Here is a 16033-nt window from a genome sequence, read left to right as displayed (position 1 = left end):
TTATCCTGTGTGCTTACGGGTCTTTTCCATCCACTGGATCAGCGCCGGCAGCTCGCGAACATGATCCAGGCGGTGGATGCCGTGGGGCATCGGGCGATCGTCGGGGCCGATCCAGGCCGCCTGCATGCCCAGGCGGCGGGCGGGCAGGGCATCCTCCTCCCAGGAGTCCCCCACATGAAGCGCTCGCTCGGGATGCGTGCCGAGGTGTGACAGGGCCAGCAGGAAGGGGCGCGGGTCGGGCTTGGGGGCGAGCAGCTCGCCGGCGGCCACGGCCACCGGGAAGTGGCGCCCCAGCGCCAGGCGAGTCACCTCGACATTGCCGTTGGTGATGCTGGCCAGGCGGTAGTGCCTGGCCAGGCGCTCGAGCAGATGCTCCACTTCCGGGTGCGGTTCCACCTCATGGCGAAGCTCCATGAAACGCTCCATGGCACTTCGGGCCCAATGCTCGGCGTGTTCCTGCGCCAGACCGTACTCCCCGAGCAGCTCGCTCAGTGCTCGCTGGCGAAGCCAGGTGAAGTCGCCGCGTCGTGGCGGGTGAGCGGTCGCCAGGGACTGGCGCCGTGCCACGAAGGTCTCCAGCGGGAAGCGGGTGGCGAAGCGGCCGGCGGGCTCAACGGCTTGCCACTCGGCGAGTGCCGCATCGAGCCAGCCGTAATGGCCCTGCTCGGTTCGGCGCATCACGCCGCCGTTGTCCCACAGGGTGTCATCCAGATCGAAGGTGATCGCCTCGAGGTTCATGTCGGAGTCTCGTCGCTGGGTCGGCGCCGTGCCCGCGGGTGAGCGGCGTCGTAGCTGGCCGCCAGATGCTGCCAGTCGAGATGGGTGTAGACCTGGGTGGTGGAGAGGTTGGCGTGGCCGAGCAGCTCCTGAACGGCCCGCAGGTCCTGGCTCGACTCCAGCAGGTGACTGGCGAAGGAGTGGCGCAGGCGATGGGGATGCAGATGTTCGTCGAGCCCGCGGCGCCGGGCCACCAGCGCCAGGCGCTGCTGGATGGCGCGGTGGCCCAGCCGCCCGCCACGCTGGCTGACGAACAGCGCGCTCTCGCCAGGCGCCGCCATCTTCATGCGTATCTTCAGCCACGCTTCCAGGGCCTGGCGGGCGCGCGACCCCACCGGGGCCTGGCGTGGCTTGCTGCCCTTGCCCAGCACCCGCACACGCTCGCCGTGCAGGTCGTCCAGATCCAGCCCGGCCAGCTCGGCCAGGCGCAGGCCGCTGGAGTAGAAGAGCTCGAGCATCGCCTGATCGCGTATCGCCAGGGGCGAGCCGTCGTGGGGAGTGTCCAGAAAGCTCGTCAGGCGGTCCACATCGACCGGGCGTGGCAGGTGTCGCGGCTGACGCGGACTGCGCACCAGCGCCACCGGGTTGTGGTCGAGGTGTCCCGCCGCAAGCAGATGCTCCGCGAGCTTCGAGCAGGCCGAACGGCGACGAGCCAGGCTGCGTGGCCCCAGGCCACGAGCGCGCTCACCGCCCAGGAAGCGGCGCAGCAGTCCGGCGTCCAGCTGCTGCCATGCCGTGATCGCCTGCTCGTCCATAAAGGCGAGCAGGCTGGCCAGGTCGCGCCGATAGGCGTCCAGGGTCGCGGGACTGGCGGTGCGCGACAGCCCCTCGAGAAAGACCTCGACCTCGTCGGCAAGCGGCCCGTGCTCAGGCATGGTCGGGGCCTAGGCGTATCAGCAGTCGTGCCACCACATCACCCACATACTCGGTGAACAGGGTATCCATGCTGGCGCGGAAGTGGTCCGGATCACGGTTGGCCAGTATCAGGTAGCCGAGGGGCTCACCCAGGCTCAGCCGAGTGATGGCACAGGAGCCCGAGCGGCGCGGCGCGCTGGTGTGGGGCAGCAGGCGTTTCCAGTCGGTGGGTGTCAGGCGAACGCAGCGGCTGGTACGGCCATCGAGGAGACCCGCCAGGCGTGAACCGGCATGCTCGTCGATCACCTGGCGTGGCGCCTGGGGGGGGCGTGGCTCGGCATCGGAGAGGCTGGCCGGGCACCACAGCGCCACCGCGGGGGTGGCGAAGTGCTCGCTGAACTGGGTGGAGAGCGCCTGCCCCAGGGCGTCACGATCCTGGGCGGCCACCAGCGCCAGGACCAGCTCCCGGGTGCGCCGATACTGGGCCTCGTTGTGGCGCGCCGACTCCAGCAGCTGTTCCAGGCGCTCTTCGGCCTTCTCGGCGCGGGCCCGCAGGTCGTGAACCAGACGCTCCAGCAGCGAGGTGGCGCCAACCGCTTCGGGATGGGGAACCTTGAGCTGCTGGAGCAGGCCCTCACGCCCGACGAAGAAGTCGGGATGGGTGGCCAACCATTCGGCGACCCGATCCGGGTCGAGCGTCTTGCGCGGTTCTGGTGCGGCTTGTGACATGCCATCTCCTTCGGTTGGCGCGGGATCGGGATGGTCCGCGGTCAATACAGCAGCAGGCGGCCATCGAAGACGCGCTCGGCGGGACCGGTCATCGCTAGCGGCGTGCCGGGGCCCTGCCACTCGATGGTCAGCTCGCCCCCCGGCAGGTGCACGCTCACCGGGCTCTCCAGCAGGCCCTGGCGGATGCCGCTGGCCACCGCGGCGCAGGCACCGGTGCCGCAGGCCAGTGTCTCGCCGCTACCCCGCTCGTAGACCCGCAGGCGGATCTCGTGGGGGGACACCACCTGCATGAAGCCGACATTGACTCGCCTGGGAAAGCGCGGATGGGCCTCGATGGCTGGGCCGAGGCGCTCGACGGGCGCCTCGTCGACAGCATCGACTCGCATGACCGCATGGGGATTGCCCATGGAGACCACCCCCAGCTCGACGGACTCACCGTTCACCTCGAGGCGGTGCAGCACCCGGTCCGTGTCGCCCTCGAAGGGCTCAGGCGTAAAGGGCAGCGATGCCGGGGCGAAGCGGGGCTCCCCCATGTCGACGCGAATGCGGCCATCCTCCTCCACCTTCAGCACCAGGGGGCCGCCGGCGGTCTCCACATGGATCTCGCGCTTGTGGGTGAGGCGCTGGTCGCGCACGAAGCGGGCGAAGCAGCGCGCTCCGTTGCCACAGTTCTCCACCTCGCTGCCGTCGGCGTTGTAGATGCGGTAGCGGAAATCCATGTCGGGATCCCGGGGTGGCTCGACCACCAGCAGCTGGTCGAAGCCGACACCGAAGCGGCGGTCGGCCAGGCGGCGGACCTGGTCGTCGGTGAAGCGGGCACGCTGGGTCACCAGGTCGACCATCATGAAGTCGTTGCCGAGGCCATGCATCTTGGTGAAGTGCAGCAGCATTAGCGCCCACCCTCCGACCCGGCGTCGTCCGGTAACAGGGCCTCGCCCGTCCACAGCTCATCGAGTCGCTCGCGGCGGCGCACCAGGTGGCTCCGGTCGCCGTCCACCATCACCTCGGCGGGTCGCGGGCGGCTGTTGTAGTTCGAGGCCATCACGAAGCCGTAGGCGCCGGCCGAGCGTACCGCCAGCAGGTCGTCGGCGGCGATGGCAAGCGTGCGGTCCTTGCCCAGGAAGTCGCCGGTCTCGCACACCGGGCCGACCACATCGTAGGTGTCGCTGGGCCGCGGATGGCGCGTGTCCACCGGCAGAATGGCCTGCCACGCCTGATAGAGCGCGGGGCGGATCAGGTCGTTCATGGCGGCGTCGACGATGGCGAAGTTCTTGGTCTCGCCGGGCTTGAGAAACTCCACCCGGGTCAGCAGCACTCCGGCATTGGCCGCGATGGAGCGTCCCGGCTCGAACAGCAGGGTCAGCCCCTCGCTGCCCTCCCAGCCGGAAAGGCGCTCGAGCAGGGCCGTGGCGTAGTCGAAGGGCGCCGGCGGCTGTTCGTCGCGGTAGGGCACGCCGAGGCCGCCGCCCAGGTCCAGGTGCTCCACCTCGATGCCGCGGTGGCGCAGGGTCTCGAGCAGCAGCAGCAGGCGGTCCAGGGCATCGAGGAAGGGGGCGAGCTCGGTGAGCTGGGAGCCGATATGGCAGTCCAGGCCGGTGACGCGCACGTTGGGGAGCCTGGCGGCCAGCTCGTAGACCGCCAGCGCCTCGTCGACCGGGATGCCGAACTTGTTGTCCTTGAGCCCAGTGGAGATATAGGGGTGGGTGCCGGCATCCACGTCCGGATTGACGCGCAGCGATACCGGGGCCACCTTGCCGAGCCGGCCGGCGACGGCGTCGAGGCGCTCGAGCTCGGGGCGTGACTCGACGTTGAAGCACTTGATGCCGACCTCCAGCGCTCGGGCCATCTCGCCCTCCTGCTTGGCCACGCCGGAGAAGACCACCTTGGCCGGATCGCCGCCCGCGGCCAGCACCCGCTCGAGTTCGCCCACCGAGACGATATCGAAGCCGGCGCCCAGGCGGGCGAGCAGCCCCAGTACCGCCAGGTTGGAGTTGGCCTTGACCGCATAGCAGATCAGGTGAGGATGGCTGCCCAGCGCCTCGGTATAGGCGCGAAAGTGGCGGGTCAGGGTGGCCCTGGAGTAGACATAGCAGGGCGTGCCGAATGTCTCGGCGATGGTGCTCAGCGGCACCTCCTCGCCGTAGAGCACACCGTCGCGATAGTTGAAGTGGTCCATGGCTATTCCTCCGTGTCCTGGGGCGCGTCCTGATCGCGCTCGGTGCTCTCTTGCTGGGCATCGCTGGCCTGCTGGGTCTCGCGGGGGCCGTACTGCTCGGCGGCCTGCTCGTCACCGGGCAGGTAGAGCGGCCCCTTCTGGCCACAGCCGGCCAGACCCAGGGCCAGGAACAAGACCAGGGCAGAGAAAGCCAGGCGGCCCATCAGGCGCCTCCTGCAAGGGCCGAGAGTGCATCACGGGCCCGCTGGGCGGCGGCACGCACCTGATCGGGGGCCGTCCCGCCGATATGGTTGCGAGCCGCCACCGAGCCCTCCAGGGTCAACACCTCGAAGACATCCCGCTCGATGGTGTCGGAGAACTGCCTGAGTTCGTCGAGGGTCATCTCCGAGAGATCCTTGCCCTCGGCCAGGCCGTAGGCCACCGACTGGCCGACGATCTCATGGGCGTCGCGGAAGGCGACCCCCTTGCGTACCAGGTAGTCGGCCAGGTCGGTGGCGGTGGAGAAGCCGCGCCGGGCCGCCTCGGCCATGCTGGCCTTCTTCGGCTCGATGGCGGGCACCATGTCGGCGAATGCCTTGAGGCAGTCCTTGACGGTGTCCACGGCGTCGAACAGCGGCTCCTTGTCCTCCTGGTTGTCCTTGTTGTAGGCCAGGGGCTGGGACTTCATCAGGGTCAGCAGGCCCATCAGATGGCCGTAGACGCGGCCGGTCTTGCCGCGCACCAGCTCAGGGACGTCGGGGTTCTTCTTCTGGGGCATGATCGAGGAGCCGGTGCAGAAGCGGTCGGGCAGGTCGATAAAGTCGAACTGGGCGCTGGTCCACAGCACCAGCTCCTCGCTCATGCGCGACAGGTGCATCAGCAGCAGGCTGGCGAAGCCGGTGAACTCGATGGCGAAGTCGCGATCGCTGACCGCATCGAGGCTGTTCTCGGCGGGGCGCTCGAAACCCAGCAGCTCGGCGCTGACATGGCGGTCGATGGGATAGGTGGTGCCGGCCAGCGCCGCGGCACCCAGGGGGAGCACGTTGACCCGCTTGCGGCAGTCGAGCAGCCGCTCATGGTCGCGGGCCAGCATCTCCTGCCAGGCCAGCAGATGGTGGCCGAAGGTCACCGGCTGGGCGGTCTGCAGATGGGTAAACCCGGGCATGATGGTATCGGCCTCGCGGTCGGCCAGCTCGATCAGCCCCGTCCGCAGGCGGGCAAGCTCCATGGCGATCTGATCGATCTCGTCACGCAGGAAGAGGCGAATATCGGTGGCGACCTGATCGTTGCGCGAGCGGCCGGTATGCAGCTTCTTGCCGGTGATGCCGATCTTCGCGGTCAGCCGCGCCTCGATGTTCATGTGCACATCTTCCAGCTCGACGGACCACGGGAACTCGCCGCGCTCGATCTCACCGCGCACCTCGTCCAGGCCGCTGATGATGGCATCGCGCTCGTCTTCGCTGAGTACGCCGACCCGGGCCAGCATGGTGGCGTGGGCGATGGAACCCTGGATGTCGTGGAAGGCCAGGCGGCGGTCGAACGCCTCCGAGGCGGTGAAGCGGGCGACGAAGGCGTCGGTGGGCTCGCTGAAGCGGCCTCCCCAGGACTGGTTGGTGCCGGAGTTGGAAGAGCTCGAGGTCATCGGTTCGGGATCCTGCATGACGGGTTGCGGTTGGCTGGGGGCTGGGCCCCCCGCGGCCGCCGGTCTCGCGGCGGCAGGCGCGACATGGCAAGGAGTGTACCAGAGTCGCCGAGGCAGGCGAGGGGCGTCCTCCGCCGACAGGGCAGCGGAGCCGCACGGGCCGTGGATTTTTCCTCTCGGGCTGGGGGCTTGTTATGATGAGGGTTATCGTGCGTCATGCATGTCAACTTCGCCGGAAACCTGCGCTGGCTCGCTGCCAGCCGGGACGCCGGCACAGGGAGAACTTCGTGCAATCCATCACCAAGCTGCGCATCGCCACGCGCAAGAGTCAACTGGCCATGTGGCAGGCCGAATATGTCCGCGATCGGCTAGTGGCCCTTCATCCCGGTCTCGAGGTGGAGCTGGTCGCCATGTCCACTCGCGGCGACAAGATCCTCGACACCCCGCTGGCCAAGGTGGGGGGCAAGGGGCTCTTCGTGAAGGAGCTCGAGGAGGCGATGCTCGACGGACGTGCCGATATCGCGGTGCACTCCATGAAGGATGTGCCCATGAGCTTCCCCGAGGGGCTGGGCCTTTCGGTGATCCTGGCCGGTGCGGAGGCGACCGACGCCTTCGTCTCCAACCACTACGCCAGCTTCGACGAGTTGCCGGAAGGCGCGTGCGTGGGCACCTCCAGCCTGCGCCGCGGCCTGCAGGTCAGGGAGGCGCGTCCCGACCTCGAGATCCTCAGCCTGCGGGGCAACGTCCAGACTCGCCTGGGCAAGCTCGATGCCGGGGATTTCGATGCCATCATCCTGGCCACCTCCGGGCTGCGTCGCCTGAATCTGGGCGAGCGAATCGCACAGGAGCTGCCCCCCGAGGTCTGCCTGCCGGCCTGTGGCCAGGGCGCGCTGGGCATCGAGTGTCGCCTTCACGATCCCGAGCTGATCAGCCTGCTGGCGCCGCTGGATGATCCCGATACCGCCACTCGCGTACGCGCCGAGCGGGCCATGAACACTCGCCTCGAAGGAGGGTGTCAGGTGCCGATCGGTGGTCATGCGGTGTTCGAGAACGATGGCCAGACCCTGTGGTTACGCGCCCTGGTCGGCACCCCCGATGGGGCGCGCGTGCTGCGTACCGAGGGGCGTGGCTCGATTCACGAGCCCGAGGCGCTGGGCATCCGGGTCGCCGAGGAGCTGCTGGAGATGGGCGCCGGAGAGATCCTCGCCGAGGTCTACGGCGCCGGTTGATGGAGACTCAGCCGCGGGTGGTGATCACGCGTCCCGGAGAGCGCGGTGCCGTGTTGGCCGCCGCGATTGCCGACTATGGCCTGCCGGTCGCGCGTTTCGAGGCGATGAGCGTCGAGGCGTTGCCCGAGACCCCCGAGCAGCGTGCGGCCTGGCTCGATTTCGATCAGTTTCGGCGCGTGATGGTGGTCAGCCCCTTCGCCGCCGAGTGCCTCGCCGAGGCGCTGGACCGCTTCTGGCCCCAGCTGCCGGTGGGCATCGACTACTATGCCGTGGGGGCGGCGACCGCCGCCGTGCTGCATGAGCGACTCGGCGTGCGGGTCCATGTGCCCCCGGCGATCGCCGGCGAGGATACCAGCGAGGCGCTGCTCACCCTGGATTCCCTGCGTGCGCTCGATCACGAGAAGGTGCTGCTGGTGGCCGGGGAAGGCGGGCGCACCCTGTTTGCAGAAACGCTCGCCGCACGCGGGGCCCGGGTAACGCGTCTGGCCGTCTATCGGCGCACCCTCCAGCCCCCCGAGCCGGCCATGGCAGAGTGTCTTGCCAGGGGCCACTTCCGCGCACTGGTGGTCAGCAGCGGAGAAATCCTCGATTATCTGGCAAGATGGTGTGCAGGCGCCGCCTTGAACCAACCGCTAATCGTTTCCAGCGCCCGGTTGGCTACACTGGCTGGCAAGCTGGGGTTTCGTGACCCCGTCGTGGCGCGTGGCGCCACCCCGACGGCACTGGCGGCGGCCGTGTCCAACGCCTGTGACTCGCAGGAAGCCGATGTCGATCAAGACGATCTCGAAAAGGGCTAGCGACAAGATGAGCAAGCAACCACACGAGCAGGAAGAACAGAAGGCGTCTGACGGCGCACAGTCGGCGACCTCGGGTGACGAGGCCAGCAGGGGCAATGGCTCCGGCAAGCGCCGCTCCCGCCGGCATGACAAGTCGAACCAGGCTGGCGGTACCAGGAGCGAGGCCGCCAAGCCGGCCGCGAGCCAGGCGCCTGCCGAGCAGCCTGCCTCGAGTAAGACAGCGGGAAGCAAGCCTGAGGCCGGCAAGCCAGCCGACAAGAAGCCTGCCGCCGGCAAGAACGAGACAGCCTCCACCAGGACCGGCAAGCCTGAGTCCGGCGGAGGCGGCGCCAAGACCGGTACGCCCACCGCGACTGGCAGTGGTGGCGGCAAGGGTGGCAAGGCCGGCGTGGTAGCGATCGTGCTGGTCCTCCTGCTGGCCATCGCCGCTGCCCTGTTTGGCTGGCAGGCCTGGCAGAAGCTGGATGCCCAGCAGGCGCGCCTCGCCGAGCTGGAGTCCCGGACCAGCCAGGCCGCTACCACCGGCGACCTGAACCAGCTGCAGTCGCGCTTCGAAGAGGCCGAGAGCGAGCGCCAGGCCAGCCTCGAGGAGGCCGTCTCGTCGCTCGAGGGCAAGTTCTCCGACTACCGCGGCGAGGTCAACGAGACCCTCGATCGCGTGCTGGCCGAGCTCTCCAGCGAGCAGCAGACCGACGAGCGGGACTGGCTGCATGCCGAGGCGGCCTATCTGCTGCGCCTGGCCAATCAGCGCCTGCAGCTGGAGCGCGATGTTCAGGGTGCCGCCGCGCTGCTGCGCACCGCCGACGCGCGCCTCAAGGAGGCCGACAACCCGGCGCTGGTGCCGGTGCGCCGCGAGATCGCCAATGAGCTCTCCGGCCTGGAGGCGGTGCCCCAGGTGGACCGCACCGGACTGTGGCTGACCCTCAATGCCCAGCAGGAGCAGATCGCCGGGCGTCCGCTCTCCCAGGACATCGACGAGATCACCGCCAGCTCCGGCATGGAGGAGGCGCCGACGGGCTCCTGGCAGCAGCAGCTGTCGAGCTTCGGTCAGGAGCTTAAGAGCCTGGTCACCGTGCGCAAGCATGATGAGGCCCTGGAGGCGCTGATCTCGCCGGAGCAGGAGACCTACCTGCGTCAGAGCGTACGCCTGGTAATCGAGCAGGCCCAGCTGGCCCTGCTCAAGGAGGACGAGACGCTTTTCGAGGCCAGCCTGGACAAGGCCATCACCCTGATCGAAGGCTACTACGATACCGACGACAGCGGTGTGCAGTCGGTGCTCGCGCGTCTGCGTGAGCTGAAGGGCAAGGCGGTTCGTCCCGAGCTGCCCGATATCAGCGGTTCCCAGCAGGCCCTGGCCACCTTCATCGAGCGCCGCTTCGAGTCGCGCCAGGGAGATGAGGCATGAGAAAGCTGATACTGATCATCGTCATAGGCCTGGCCATTGGTGCACTGTTCGGACAGCTGATGATGTCGGTGCCCGGCTACTGGCTGGTCCGGGTGGGGGATACCTCCTTCCAGACCTCCTTCTGGTTCGGGCTGGTGCTCCTGCTGGCCGCTTTCCTGGTGCTGCACTTCGCGCTGCGCCTGCTGATGCGCCTCACCCGTCCGGTCTCCCGCTTCAAGGTCTGGAACAGCCGTTCCCGCCATCGTTCCGCCATGAAGCGCACCGTGCGCGGCCTGGTGGCGCTGGCCGAGGGCCGCTGGAAGAAGGCCGAGAAGTCGCTGGTCAAGTCAGCGGACGACTCCAGCACGCCGCTGGTCAACTATCTCTCCGCGGCGCTGGCGGCCCACTATCAGGGTCGCTTCGAGCAGGCCGATACCCTGCTCAAGCGCGCTCATCTCAGCACCGAGGGTGCCGACTCCGCCGTGGGGCTGGTGCAGGCCCAGCTGCTGCTCGATCGTCAGCAGTATGAGGAGGCGCTGGCCATCCTTACCCGGCTCGATCGTCAGCTGCCCAACCACCCTCAGGTGCTCAAGCAGCTCAAGCAGGCCTATCTCAGCGTCAGCGACTGGGATGGACTGCGTCGCCTGATGCCGCGCCTGGGCGCCCAGCAGCTGATCTCTCCCGAGGAGCGCGCCCAGCTCGAGCGGCGTGCCTATCGCGAGCTGATCGTGCGTGAGGCTCGCGAGGGTAGCGACATCGAGACGGTGCGCAGCCTGTGGGCCGATATGCCCGACCATCTGCGTGGTGACGTCGAGCTGATCGTGCTCTATACCGAGGCGCTGGTGCACGGGGGCCAGGAGCCCATCGCCGAGCGGTTGTTGCGTCACTCCCTCAAGGAGAACTGGGACAGTCGCCTGGTGCTGCGCTATGGCCTGCTCGATGTGGATGCGTCCCGTCAGCTGGTCACCGCCGAGCAGTGGTTGAAGGAGCGACCCAACGACCCCGACCTGCTGCTGACCCTGGGGCGTCTGGCGCTGCGCAACGCCTACTGGGGCAAGGCCCAGGAGTATTTCGAGGCGAGCCAACGCCAGCGGCCGAGCGGCGTGGTGTGTGCCGAACTGGCAAGGCTCTTCGCCAACCTGGGCGAGCACCAGAAGAGCCAGCTCTACTATCGCCAGAGCGTCGAGCTGCTCGACAAGTCGCTTCCCTCGCTGCCCCAGCCCAGCGAGGACAGGGATGTGCTCGACGAGAAGCGGGCGAAGAAGGCCTCCTGACGGCTGGTCTTCTCCATGACGGAAGGGGGCGCTTCGGCGCCCCCTTCGTGTATCTGGTGATGGGTGCCGGCCTCCCGCCGTGATGTGGAGCCGATGCATCGGACCGCCTCTCCTTCTCCTATCCTACCGCTTCGCCCCGGCTCGGGAGCCACCCAGAAATATCGGGGTCTTCCCAGGTTGGCGTGATGATCGGCCGCATGGCACTAATGAGCCATCCAAATTCATAGGCTCGGTAAGTGCCAGCGCAGCGGGCATAGAGCGGGCGCCAGCGTCATGCCCGATGCGTCTCTGGCTTATCGGATCTACGCGAGGCACCCACCAACTTCAGGCCAAATGGCGATGAAACAAATAGCGGGGCCGCCCTAAGGCGGCCCCGCTGCCGTGCTACACGTGGACTATCGCGCCGAGATCAGGGCTCGTCGACATCGCTGCCGCTGGGCTTCTTGTTCTCGGGGTCCACCTGCTCATGACGTGGATTGATGCGCTCGCTCGCCGAGGTGGTAGCGCCTTTCCGGACAGGGATGAAGCGGTCGTCGGTGGCCGTGTCATCGCCTCTGGGCTGCCCGGCCGGGCTGCCGTCGATGGTGAAGTCCTGCTGCATGACGCGCAGGTTGGCGGGCGGTGCGGTACCGGACTTGTCCTGTCCGAAGTAGAGCGTGGTGTGCGGGAAGGGAATCTCGATACCGGCCTCGTCGAAGCGCAGCTTGACCAGGCGGTTGTAGGCGCGCCCCACGGCCCATTGATCTCCGGGGGTGGTCTTGATGATCACCCGGATATTCACCGAGCTGTCGGCCAGGGCGGTGACGCCTGCGACATCGAGGGGAGCCAGCAGCTTGTGGCCGTGCTCGTCGCTGGCCTTGAGGTCCTGGTAGGCGAGCTGCAGCTGTTCGATGGCGGTGTCGATATTCTCACGATAGGCGATGCCGTATTCGCCGACATGGTTGCCGAAGCCGCGCATATAGTTGGAGACGGTATCCACGCTCGAGAAGGGCACCAGGTGGTAGGTGCCCGAGAGGTCGCGAATGCCCACCGAGCGGATATTGAGCTTCTCGGCGGTGCCGGTGATGCCGCCCACCGTGACCACGTCGCCGGTGTTCATGGCGTTTTCCACCTGGATGAAGATGCCGGTGATGATGTCCTGCACCAGCTTCTGGGCGCCGAAGCCGATGGCCAGGCCCAGAACCCCGGCACCGGCGATCAGCGGGCCGATATTGATGCCGATCTCGGCCAGCACGATCATCGCCGTCATGGTCACCAGGGCGATGGCCAGGGCGTTGCGGAACAGCGAAAGCAGCGTCTGGGCACGCGCCGAGGGCATGCCGCCACCGGTGTCGGGGTTGAGCTTGTGTTCGATCAGGCTCGCCAGGGCCAGCCATACCATGAGTGCGATGGCCAGGATCGTCGCCACACTGACCAGCTTGCCGACCAGATTGCGACCCACTTCCGAGGCATACCAGGCGGCAAGGTCGAAGGCGCCCCAGGCGTTGAGCACCACCATGATGATCAGCACCACGATGAGGGTGCGGATCACCCGCAGGGCATTGGGTACATAGCTGTTGAGGCGTGGCTCGAGCAGCGGCAGCTTGCGGCGCAGGTCATCGGAGAGGCGGATGCGGCGACCGATGGTCTGGGTCAGGAAACTGGAGAGTAGCAGGCCCACCACCACGGCGCCGATGCTCTTCAGGGTGGCGAAGAGCACAAAGGGCAGGGCATCTTCGGGGCGTGCTAGAGTCAGTACCAGCACCATGGTGAAGTAGGCCAGGGCGAAGAGGTGCCAGGTGCGTGCAAACAGCTGCAGCGAGACGCGACTGGCGGCCATGGTGGTCTGGTGGGCCTTGGCATCGAAAGCGTCACGCAGACGCTTGCGATTCTTGAGCACCACCACCACGGCATACAGAAAGGCAGCGACCATGATCAGGGTGCCCAGGCCCTTGCCTACCGCCGGTGACAGATAGACGGTGACCAGCGGCACCACGACCATCAGGCCGTAGCCGACCAGGCCGATCAGCCGGGCGATCCAGCGATTCCAGTAGGAGGCCTCTTCCGAGGAGATGGGCAGCAGCCGCAGGCCGTCGTAGCGTGAGGCAAACAGCATGCGCACCCCGGCCTTGAGCAGCTCGATCACCAGGAAGGCGTTGAGGAACAGCGAGGCCTGGGTGGAGAGCTCGCCGGTCTGGCCGATGGCGAAGGTGGCGATCAGATTACCGCCCAGGTAGGCGAGAGACACGATCAGCACATCGACCACGGCGGCCAGTGCCACGCAGATGATCAGGCGCAGGATCGGGGTCAGGCCGCGGCCGTTCAGCGACCACTGACTGATGCTGGTGAATAGCGGCCTGGCCAGGCGTCTAACGGCGATAAACAGCAAAAAGGTCGCCAGGATCACCAGACCCAGGTTGATGGCGGCGCTGGTGAAGGCCCCCATGTCGAAGGTGCTCTCCAGATCGCTCGCGAACATGCCGCCAATGGCCGAGGCGATGGCCTCGAGCTGGCTGCCGATATCGCTGGCGACACGGCTGGTCAGCTCTGCCAGCTGGCGTGGCAGCGAGGGGGCGGCGCTGGCGGCTTCGCCGGGGGTCGATTCGGCCACGTCGCCGGCCATGCCGCGCAACTGGTCGATCAGCTCCTGTCGGGTCTCCTGGTTCTCGAGCAGGTCGGCCAGGGTCGAGTAGGCGGGTGGCTCACTGCTACCGCTCGCCTGCTGTGCCTGGGCAGGAGCTGCCAGCATCAGCAGTGCCAGTAACAGCCAGCCGAGCATCAGGGGTAGGGCTCGCTTGGGGTTCACGCTGTGACCTCCATCTCTTGGCGTGTGGGCGGTAAATTGTCTCGGGATAGCCATGATACGGACTTTCGCGCAGGGTCACGAGTCCGGCGCCGTGCACGGTTTTCATGTACAGCAATTGTACGTGTGAGCCGGGGTGTGTCACATTTGTCGAGACGGCGGAACTGCTGTCGGTACGGCAAGCATGCGATACTCGTTCGCCACCTTCGGGTGGCATTTTTCGTTCACGGGAGATAGCCAGGCATGCTGGAAGCGCTGTCGGTGCTGGTCGGTGGGGCCCTGGGCGGCATGCTGCGGCTCGCCATCGGCGATGCCGCGGGGAGATGGCTGGGCCTGGGCTTTCCCTGGGGTACCCTGGTGGTGAATGTCAGCGGTGCCCTGGCCATGGGGCTGCTGGCCGGCTGGCTGGGCTTCCCTGCCGAGGGGTCGCCCTCCGGGGCATGGCTCCTGCTGGGTACGGGGCTGCTGGGCGGCTATACCACGGTGTCATCCCTCAGCCTGCAGACGCTGTCGTTATGGCAGCAGGAGCGCGGCCCCGCGGCCATCGGCTACATGGCGGCGACCCTGGCCGCGGGGCTTGCCGCCCTGGCGCTGGGTGCCTGGCTCGCGGGAGCTCTGGCATGAGCGCCTGGCGTGCCTATGCGGCCGTCGGCCTGGGCAGTGGGCTGGGTAGCCTGGCGCGCTTTCAGTTCGGTGTATGGCTGGCAGCCCCCGGCTTTCCCTGGGCGACACTGCTCGTGAACCTGGTGGGCTCCGGGCTGATCGCCCTGCTTGCCGCCTACGCCGCGGCTCGCCCTCATGGAGGTGTGGCACGCCGGCAGCCCTTCCTGGTCGCCGGCGTCTGCGGTGGCTTTACCACCTTCTCGCTGTTCGGCCTGGAGACCCTGACCATGTTGAGCCAGGGCCATCTGATGATGGCTCTGACTTATATAGTGCTGAGTCTCGTGGGGTGGCTGGGGGCTGCCTGGATCGGCCATCTTGGTGGAGGCCGGCTGGCCACGCTGCTGGAGTAGCGGGGCTCGACAGCCCTTCAGTGTGGCGGCTTCACTGGTCGTCCTGCGGGGATATCCGGCCCGAGACCCAGGCGCCGGCGTCGGGAATGTTCATCGTGTAGTCCCGATCGAGCCATGGCGAGCTGACCATAAAGTCGGCGCTGGCGGCGTTGCAGGCCACCGGGACGTTCCACAGCGCCGCCAGGCGCAGCAGTGCCTTGACGTCGGGGTCGTGGGGCTGGGGCGAGAAGGGGTCCCAGAAGAAGACCAGCAGGTCGAGCTTCTGCTCGGTGATCAGTGCGCCGATCTGCTGGTCACCGCCGAGCGGGCCACTCATCAGCCCCCGAACCGGTAGCTCGAGCGCCTTCGATACCCGGCTGGCCGTGGTGCCGGTACCGATCAGTTCATGATCAGCCAGTGTCTCGCGCCAGCGCTCGGCCCACTCCAGCAGCTCGGCCTTCTTGCCGTCGTGGGCGATCAGGGCGATGCGCTTGCGTGCCGGCAGGGTGCGCGTGACGTTGCGATTGGGGCGCGGATGGTTCATTGGCCTATACCCCCAGAATCTTCAGCGTATTGGTGCCGCCATGGGCGTTCATCTCGTCGCCCCGCGTGAGCATCACATGATCCCCCGGCTCGGCGATGCCCTTCTCCACCAGCAGCGCCAGGGCGCGGTCGTTGAGCTCCTCGGCCGTCATCTCGCTGGTGTCGAAGGGCAGCGAGACCACGCCGCGATAGAGCGCCATGCGTCGCTGGGCGATGGCGCTGTGGGCCAGGCCGATGATCGGCAGCCCGGAACGGATGCGCGAGGCGATCAGCGGCGTATAGCCGGTCGAGGTCATGCAGGCGATGGCGGCCACCCCGGAGAGGTGATTGGCGGCGTACATGGCGGAGAGGGCGATGGTCTCGTCGACCCGGGAGAAGCCCTCGTGGATGCGGTGGCCCGACTCCTGGGCGATCCGCTCGCGTTCGGCGCCCAGGCAGACCCGGTCCATGGCCTCGATGGTCTCCACCGGGAAGTCGCCGGCGGCGGTCTCGGCGGAGAGCATCACCGCATCGGTGCCATCGAGCACGGCGTTGGCGACGTCGAACACCTCGGCGCGAGTGGGCAGGGGCGACTCGATCATCGACTCCATCATCTGGGTGGCGGTGATCACCGCCCGGTTCAGGCTGCGGGCTCGCTTGATGATGCGCTTCTGGGTACCGATCAGCTTCTCGTCGCCGATCTCCACGCCGAGATCGCCACGCGCCACCATCACCGCCTCGCAGGCCTGGATGATGCCGTCCAGCGTTGCCTCGTCGGTCACCGCCTCGGCGCGCTCGAGCTTGGCCACCAGGCCGATCTCCTCGCCGGCCTCGCCCAGCAGGTCGCGGGCCTCGGCCATGTCGGCGGCATGCCGCGGAAACGAGACCGCCAGAT

The 16033-nt window shown here is 67.6% G+C and carries 15 protein-coding genes and 1 pseudogene; 6 read left to right on the top strand and 10 right to left on the bottom strand.

Going from position 1 to position 16033, the window contains the following annotated elements; translation table 11 throughout:
• The 7 genes and pseudogenes from RM463_RS11780 to argH form a co-directional block, all read right to left on the bottom strand.
• Nucleotides 1–738 (bottom strand): HAD-IA family hydrolase, encoded by a 738-nt coding sequence (locus RM463_RS11780; protein ID WP_311430157.1) that lies wholly within the window; start codon nucleotides 736–738, stop codon nucleotides 1–3.
• Complete coding sequence (locus RM463_RS11775) at nucleotides 735–1652, bottom strand: tyrosine recombinase XerC (protein WP_311430156.1); 918 nt, start codon at nucleotides 1650–1652, stop codon at nucleotides 735–737. The genes RM463_RS11780 and RM463_RS11775 overlap by 4 nt, the downstream gene beginning before the upstream one ends.
• Complete coding sequence (locus tag RM463_RS11770) at nucleotides 1645–2361, bottom strand: DUF484 family protein (RefSeq protein ID WP_311430155.1); 717 nt, start codon at nucleotides 2359–2361, stop codon at nucleotides 1645–1647. Before RM463_RS11770 ends, RM463_RS11775 begins: the two co-directional genes overlap by 8 nt.
• Before the next feature lie 41 nt (nucleotides 2362–2402).
• Entirely contained in the window at nucleotides 2403–3251 is an 849-nt protein-coding gene (dapF, locus tag RM463_RS11765; RefSeq protein ID WP_311430154.1) for a diaminopimelate epimerase, read from the bottom strand.
• A complete protein-coding gene (gene lysA, locus RM463_RS11760) occupies nucleotides 3251–4537 on the bottom strand; it encodes a diaminopimelate decarboxylase (protein WP_311430153.1) in 1287 nt (428 codons plus the stop codon). The genes dapF and lysA overlap by 1 nt, the downstream gene beginning before the upstream one ends.
• 86 nt (nucleotides 4538–4623) lie before the next feature.
• Nucleotides 4624–4740 (bottom strand): annotated as a pseudogene (lptM, locus tag RM463_RS11755) (LPS translocon maturation chaperone LptM); the annotation flags it as partial.
• Nucleotides 4740–6158 (bottom strand): argininosuccinate lyase, encoded by a 1419-nt coding sequence (gene argH, locus RM463_RS11750; RefSeq protein ID WP_311430152.1) that lies wholly within the window; start codon nucleotides 6156–6158, stop codon nucleotides 4740–4742. The gene argH and the pseudogene lptM, both read right to left, overlap by 1 nt.
• 287 nt (nucleotides 6159–6445) lie before the next feature.
• On the opposite strand from argH, the gene hemC reads away from it, so the two are divergent.
• The 4 genes from hemC to RM463_RS11730 are packed head-to-tail and all read left to right on the top strand — an operon-like array spanning nucleotide 6446 to nucleotide 10842.
• Nucleotides 6446–7387 carry a hydroxymethylbilane synthase gene (gene hemC, locus RM463_RS11745; protein ID WP_311430151.1) on the top strand — a complete coding sequence of 314 codons (942 nt, stop codon included), beginning with the start codon at nucleotides 6446–6448 and terminating at the stop codon, nucleotides 7385–7387.
• Nucleotides 7387–8184, top strand: coding sequence for a uroporphyrinogen-III synthase (locus tag RM463_RS11740; protein ID WP_311430150.1), 798 nt, complete (start codon nucleotides 7387–7389; stop codon nucleotides 8182–8184). The genes hemC and RM463_RS11740 overlap by 1 nt, the downstream gene beginning before the upstream one ends.
• A 7-nt stretch (nucleotides 8185–8191) precedes the next feature.
• On the top strand, nucleotides 8192–9589 hold the full coding sequence (locus RM463_RS11735; protein WP_311430149.1) for a uroporphyrinogen-III C-methyltransferase: 1398 nt from the start codon (nucleotides 8192–8194) through the stop codon (nucleotides 9587–9589).
• The gene (locus RM463_RS11730) at nucleotides 9586–10842 is read left to right on the top strand and encodes a heme biosynthesis HemY N-terminal domain-containing protein (RefSeq protein WP_195688569.1); all 1257 of its coding nucleotides are present in this window, start codon (nucleotides 9586–9588) and stop codon (nucleotides 10840–10842) included. Before RM463_RS11735 ends, RM463_RS11730 begins: the two co-directional genes overlap by 4 nt.
• 409 nt (nucleotides 10843–11251) lie before the next feature.
• Here the strand turns inward: RM463_RS11730 and RM463_RS11725 are convergent, their stop codons facing one another.
• Nucleotides 11252–13627 (bottom strand): mechanosensitive ion channel domain-containing protein, encoded by a 2376-nt coding sequence (locus RM463_RS11725; RefSeq protein WP_195688568.1) that lies wholly within the window; start codon nucleotides 13625–13627, stop codon nucleotides 11252–11254.
• 240 nt (nucleotides 13628–13867) lie between these two features.
• On the opposite strand from RM463_RS11725, the gene RM463_RS11720 reads away from it, so the two are divergent.
• Together RM463_RS11720 and RM463_RS11715 are read left to right on the top strand one after the other, a co-directional pair.
• Nucleotides 13868–14248: a CrcB family protein gene (locus tag RM463_RS11720; RefSeq protein WP_311430148.1), complete on the top strand. Its 381-nt coding sequence runs from the start codon at nucleotides 13868–13870 to the stop codon at nucleotides 14246–14248.
• On the top strand, nucleotides 14245–14637 hold the full coding sequence (locus RM463_RS11715) for a CrcB family protein (RefSeq protein WP_311430147.1): 393 nt from the start codon (nucleotides 14245–14247) through the stop codon (nucleotides 14635–14637). The genes RM463_RS11720 and RM463_RS11715 overlap by 4 nt, the downstream gene beginning before the upstream one ends.
• Nucleotides 14638–14668: 31 nt before the next feature.
• Here the strand turns inward: RM463_RS11715 and RM463_RS11710 are convergent, their stop codons facing one another.
• Both RM463_RS11710 and RM463_RS11705 read right to left on the bottom strand, forming a co-directional pair.
• Nucleotides 14669–15160 (bottom strand): methylglyoxal synthase, encoded by a 492-nt coding sequence (locus RM463_RS11710; protein WP_311430146.1) that lies wholly within the window; start codon nucleotides 15158–15160, stop codon nucleotides 14669–14671.
• Between the two features lie 4 nt (nucleotides 15161–15164).
• Nucleotides 15165–16033 (bottom strand): pyruvate kinase (locus RM463_RS11705; RefSeq protein ID WP_311430145.1); only part of this gene is annotated, 869 nt, incomplete at its 5' end.

The organism is Halomonas sp. LES1 (genome assembly GCF_031846005.1).
GTDB lineage: Bacteria > Pseudomonadota > Gammaproteobacteria > Pseudomonadales > Halomonadaceae > Halomonas.
Note: the sequence above shows the minus strand (reverse complement) of the source record. Positions and strands in the feature narration are given on the sequence as shown.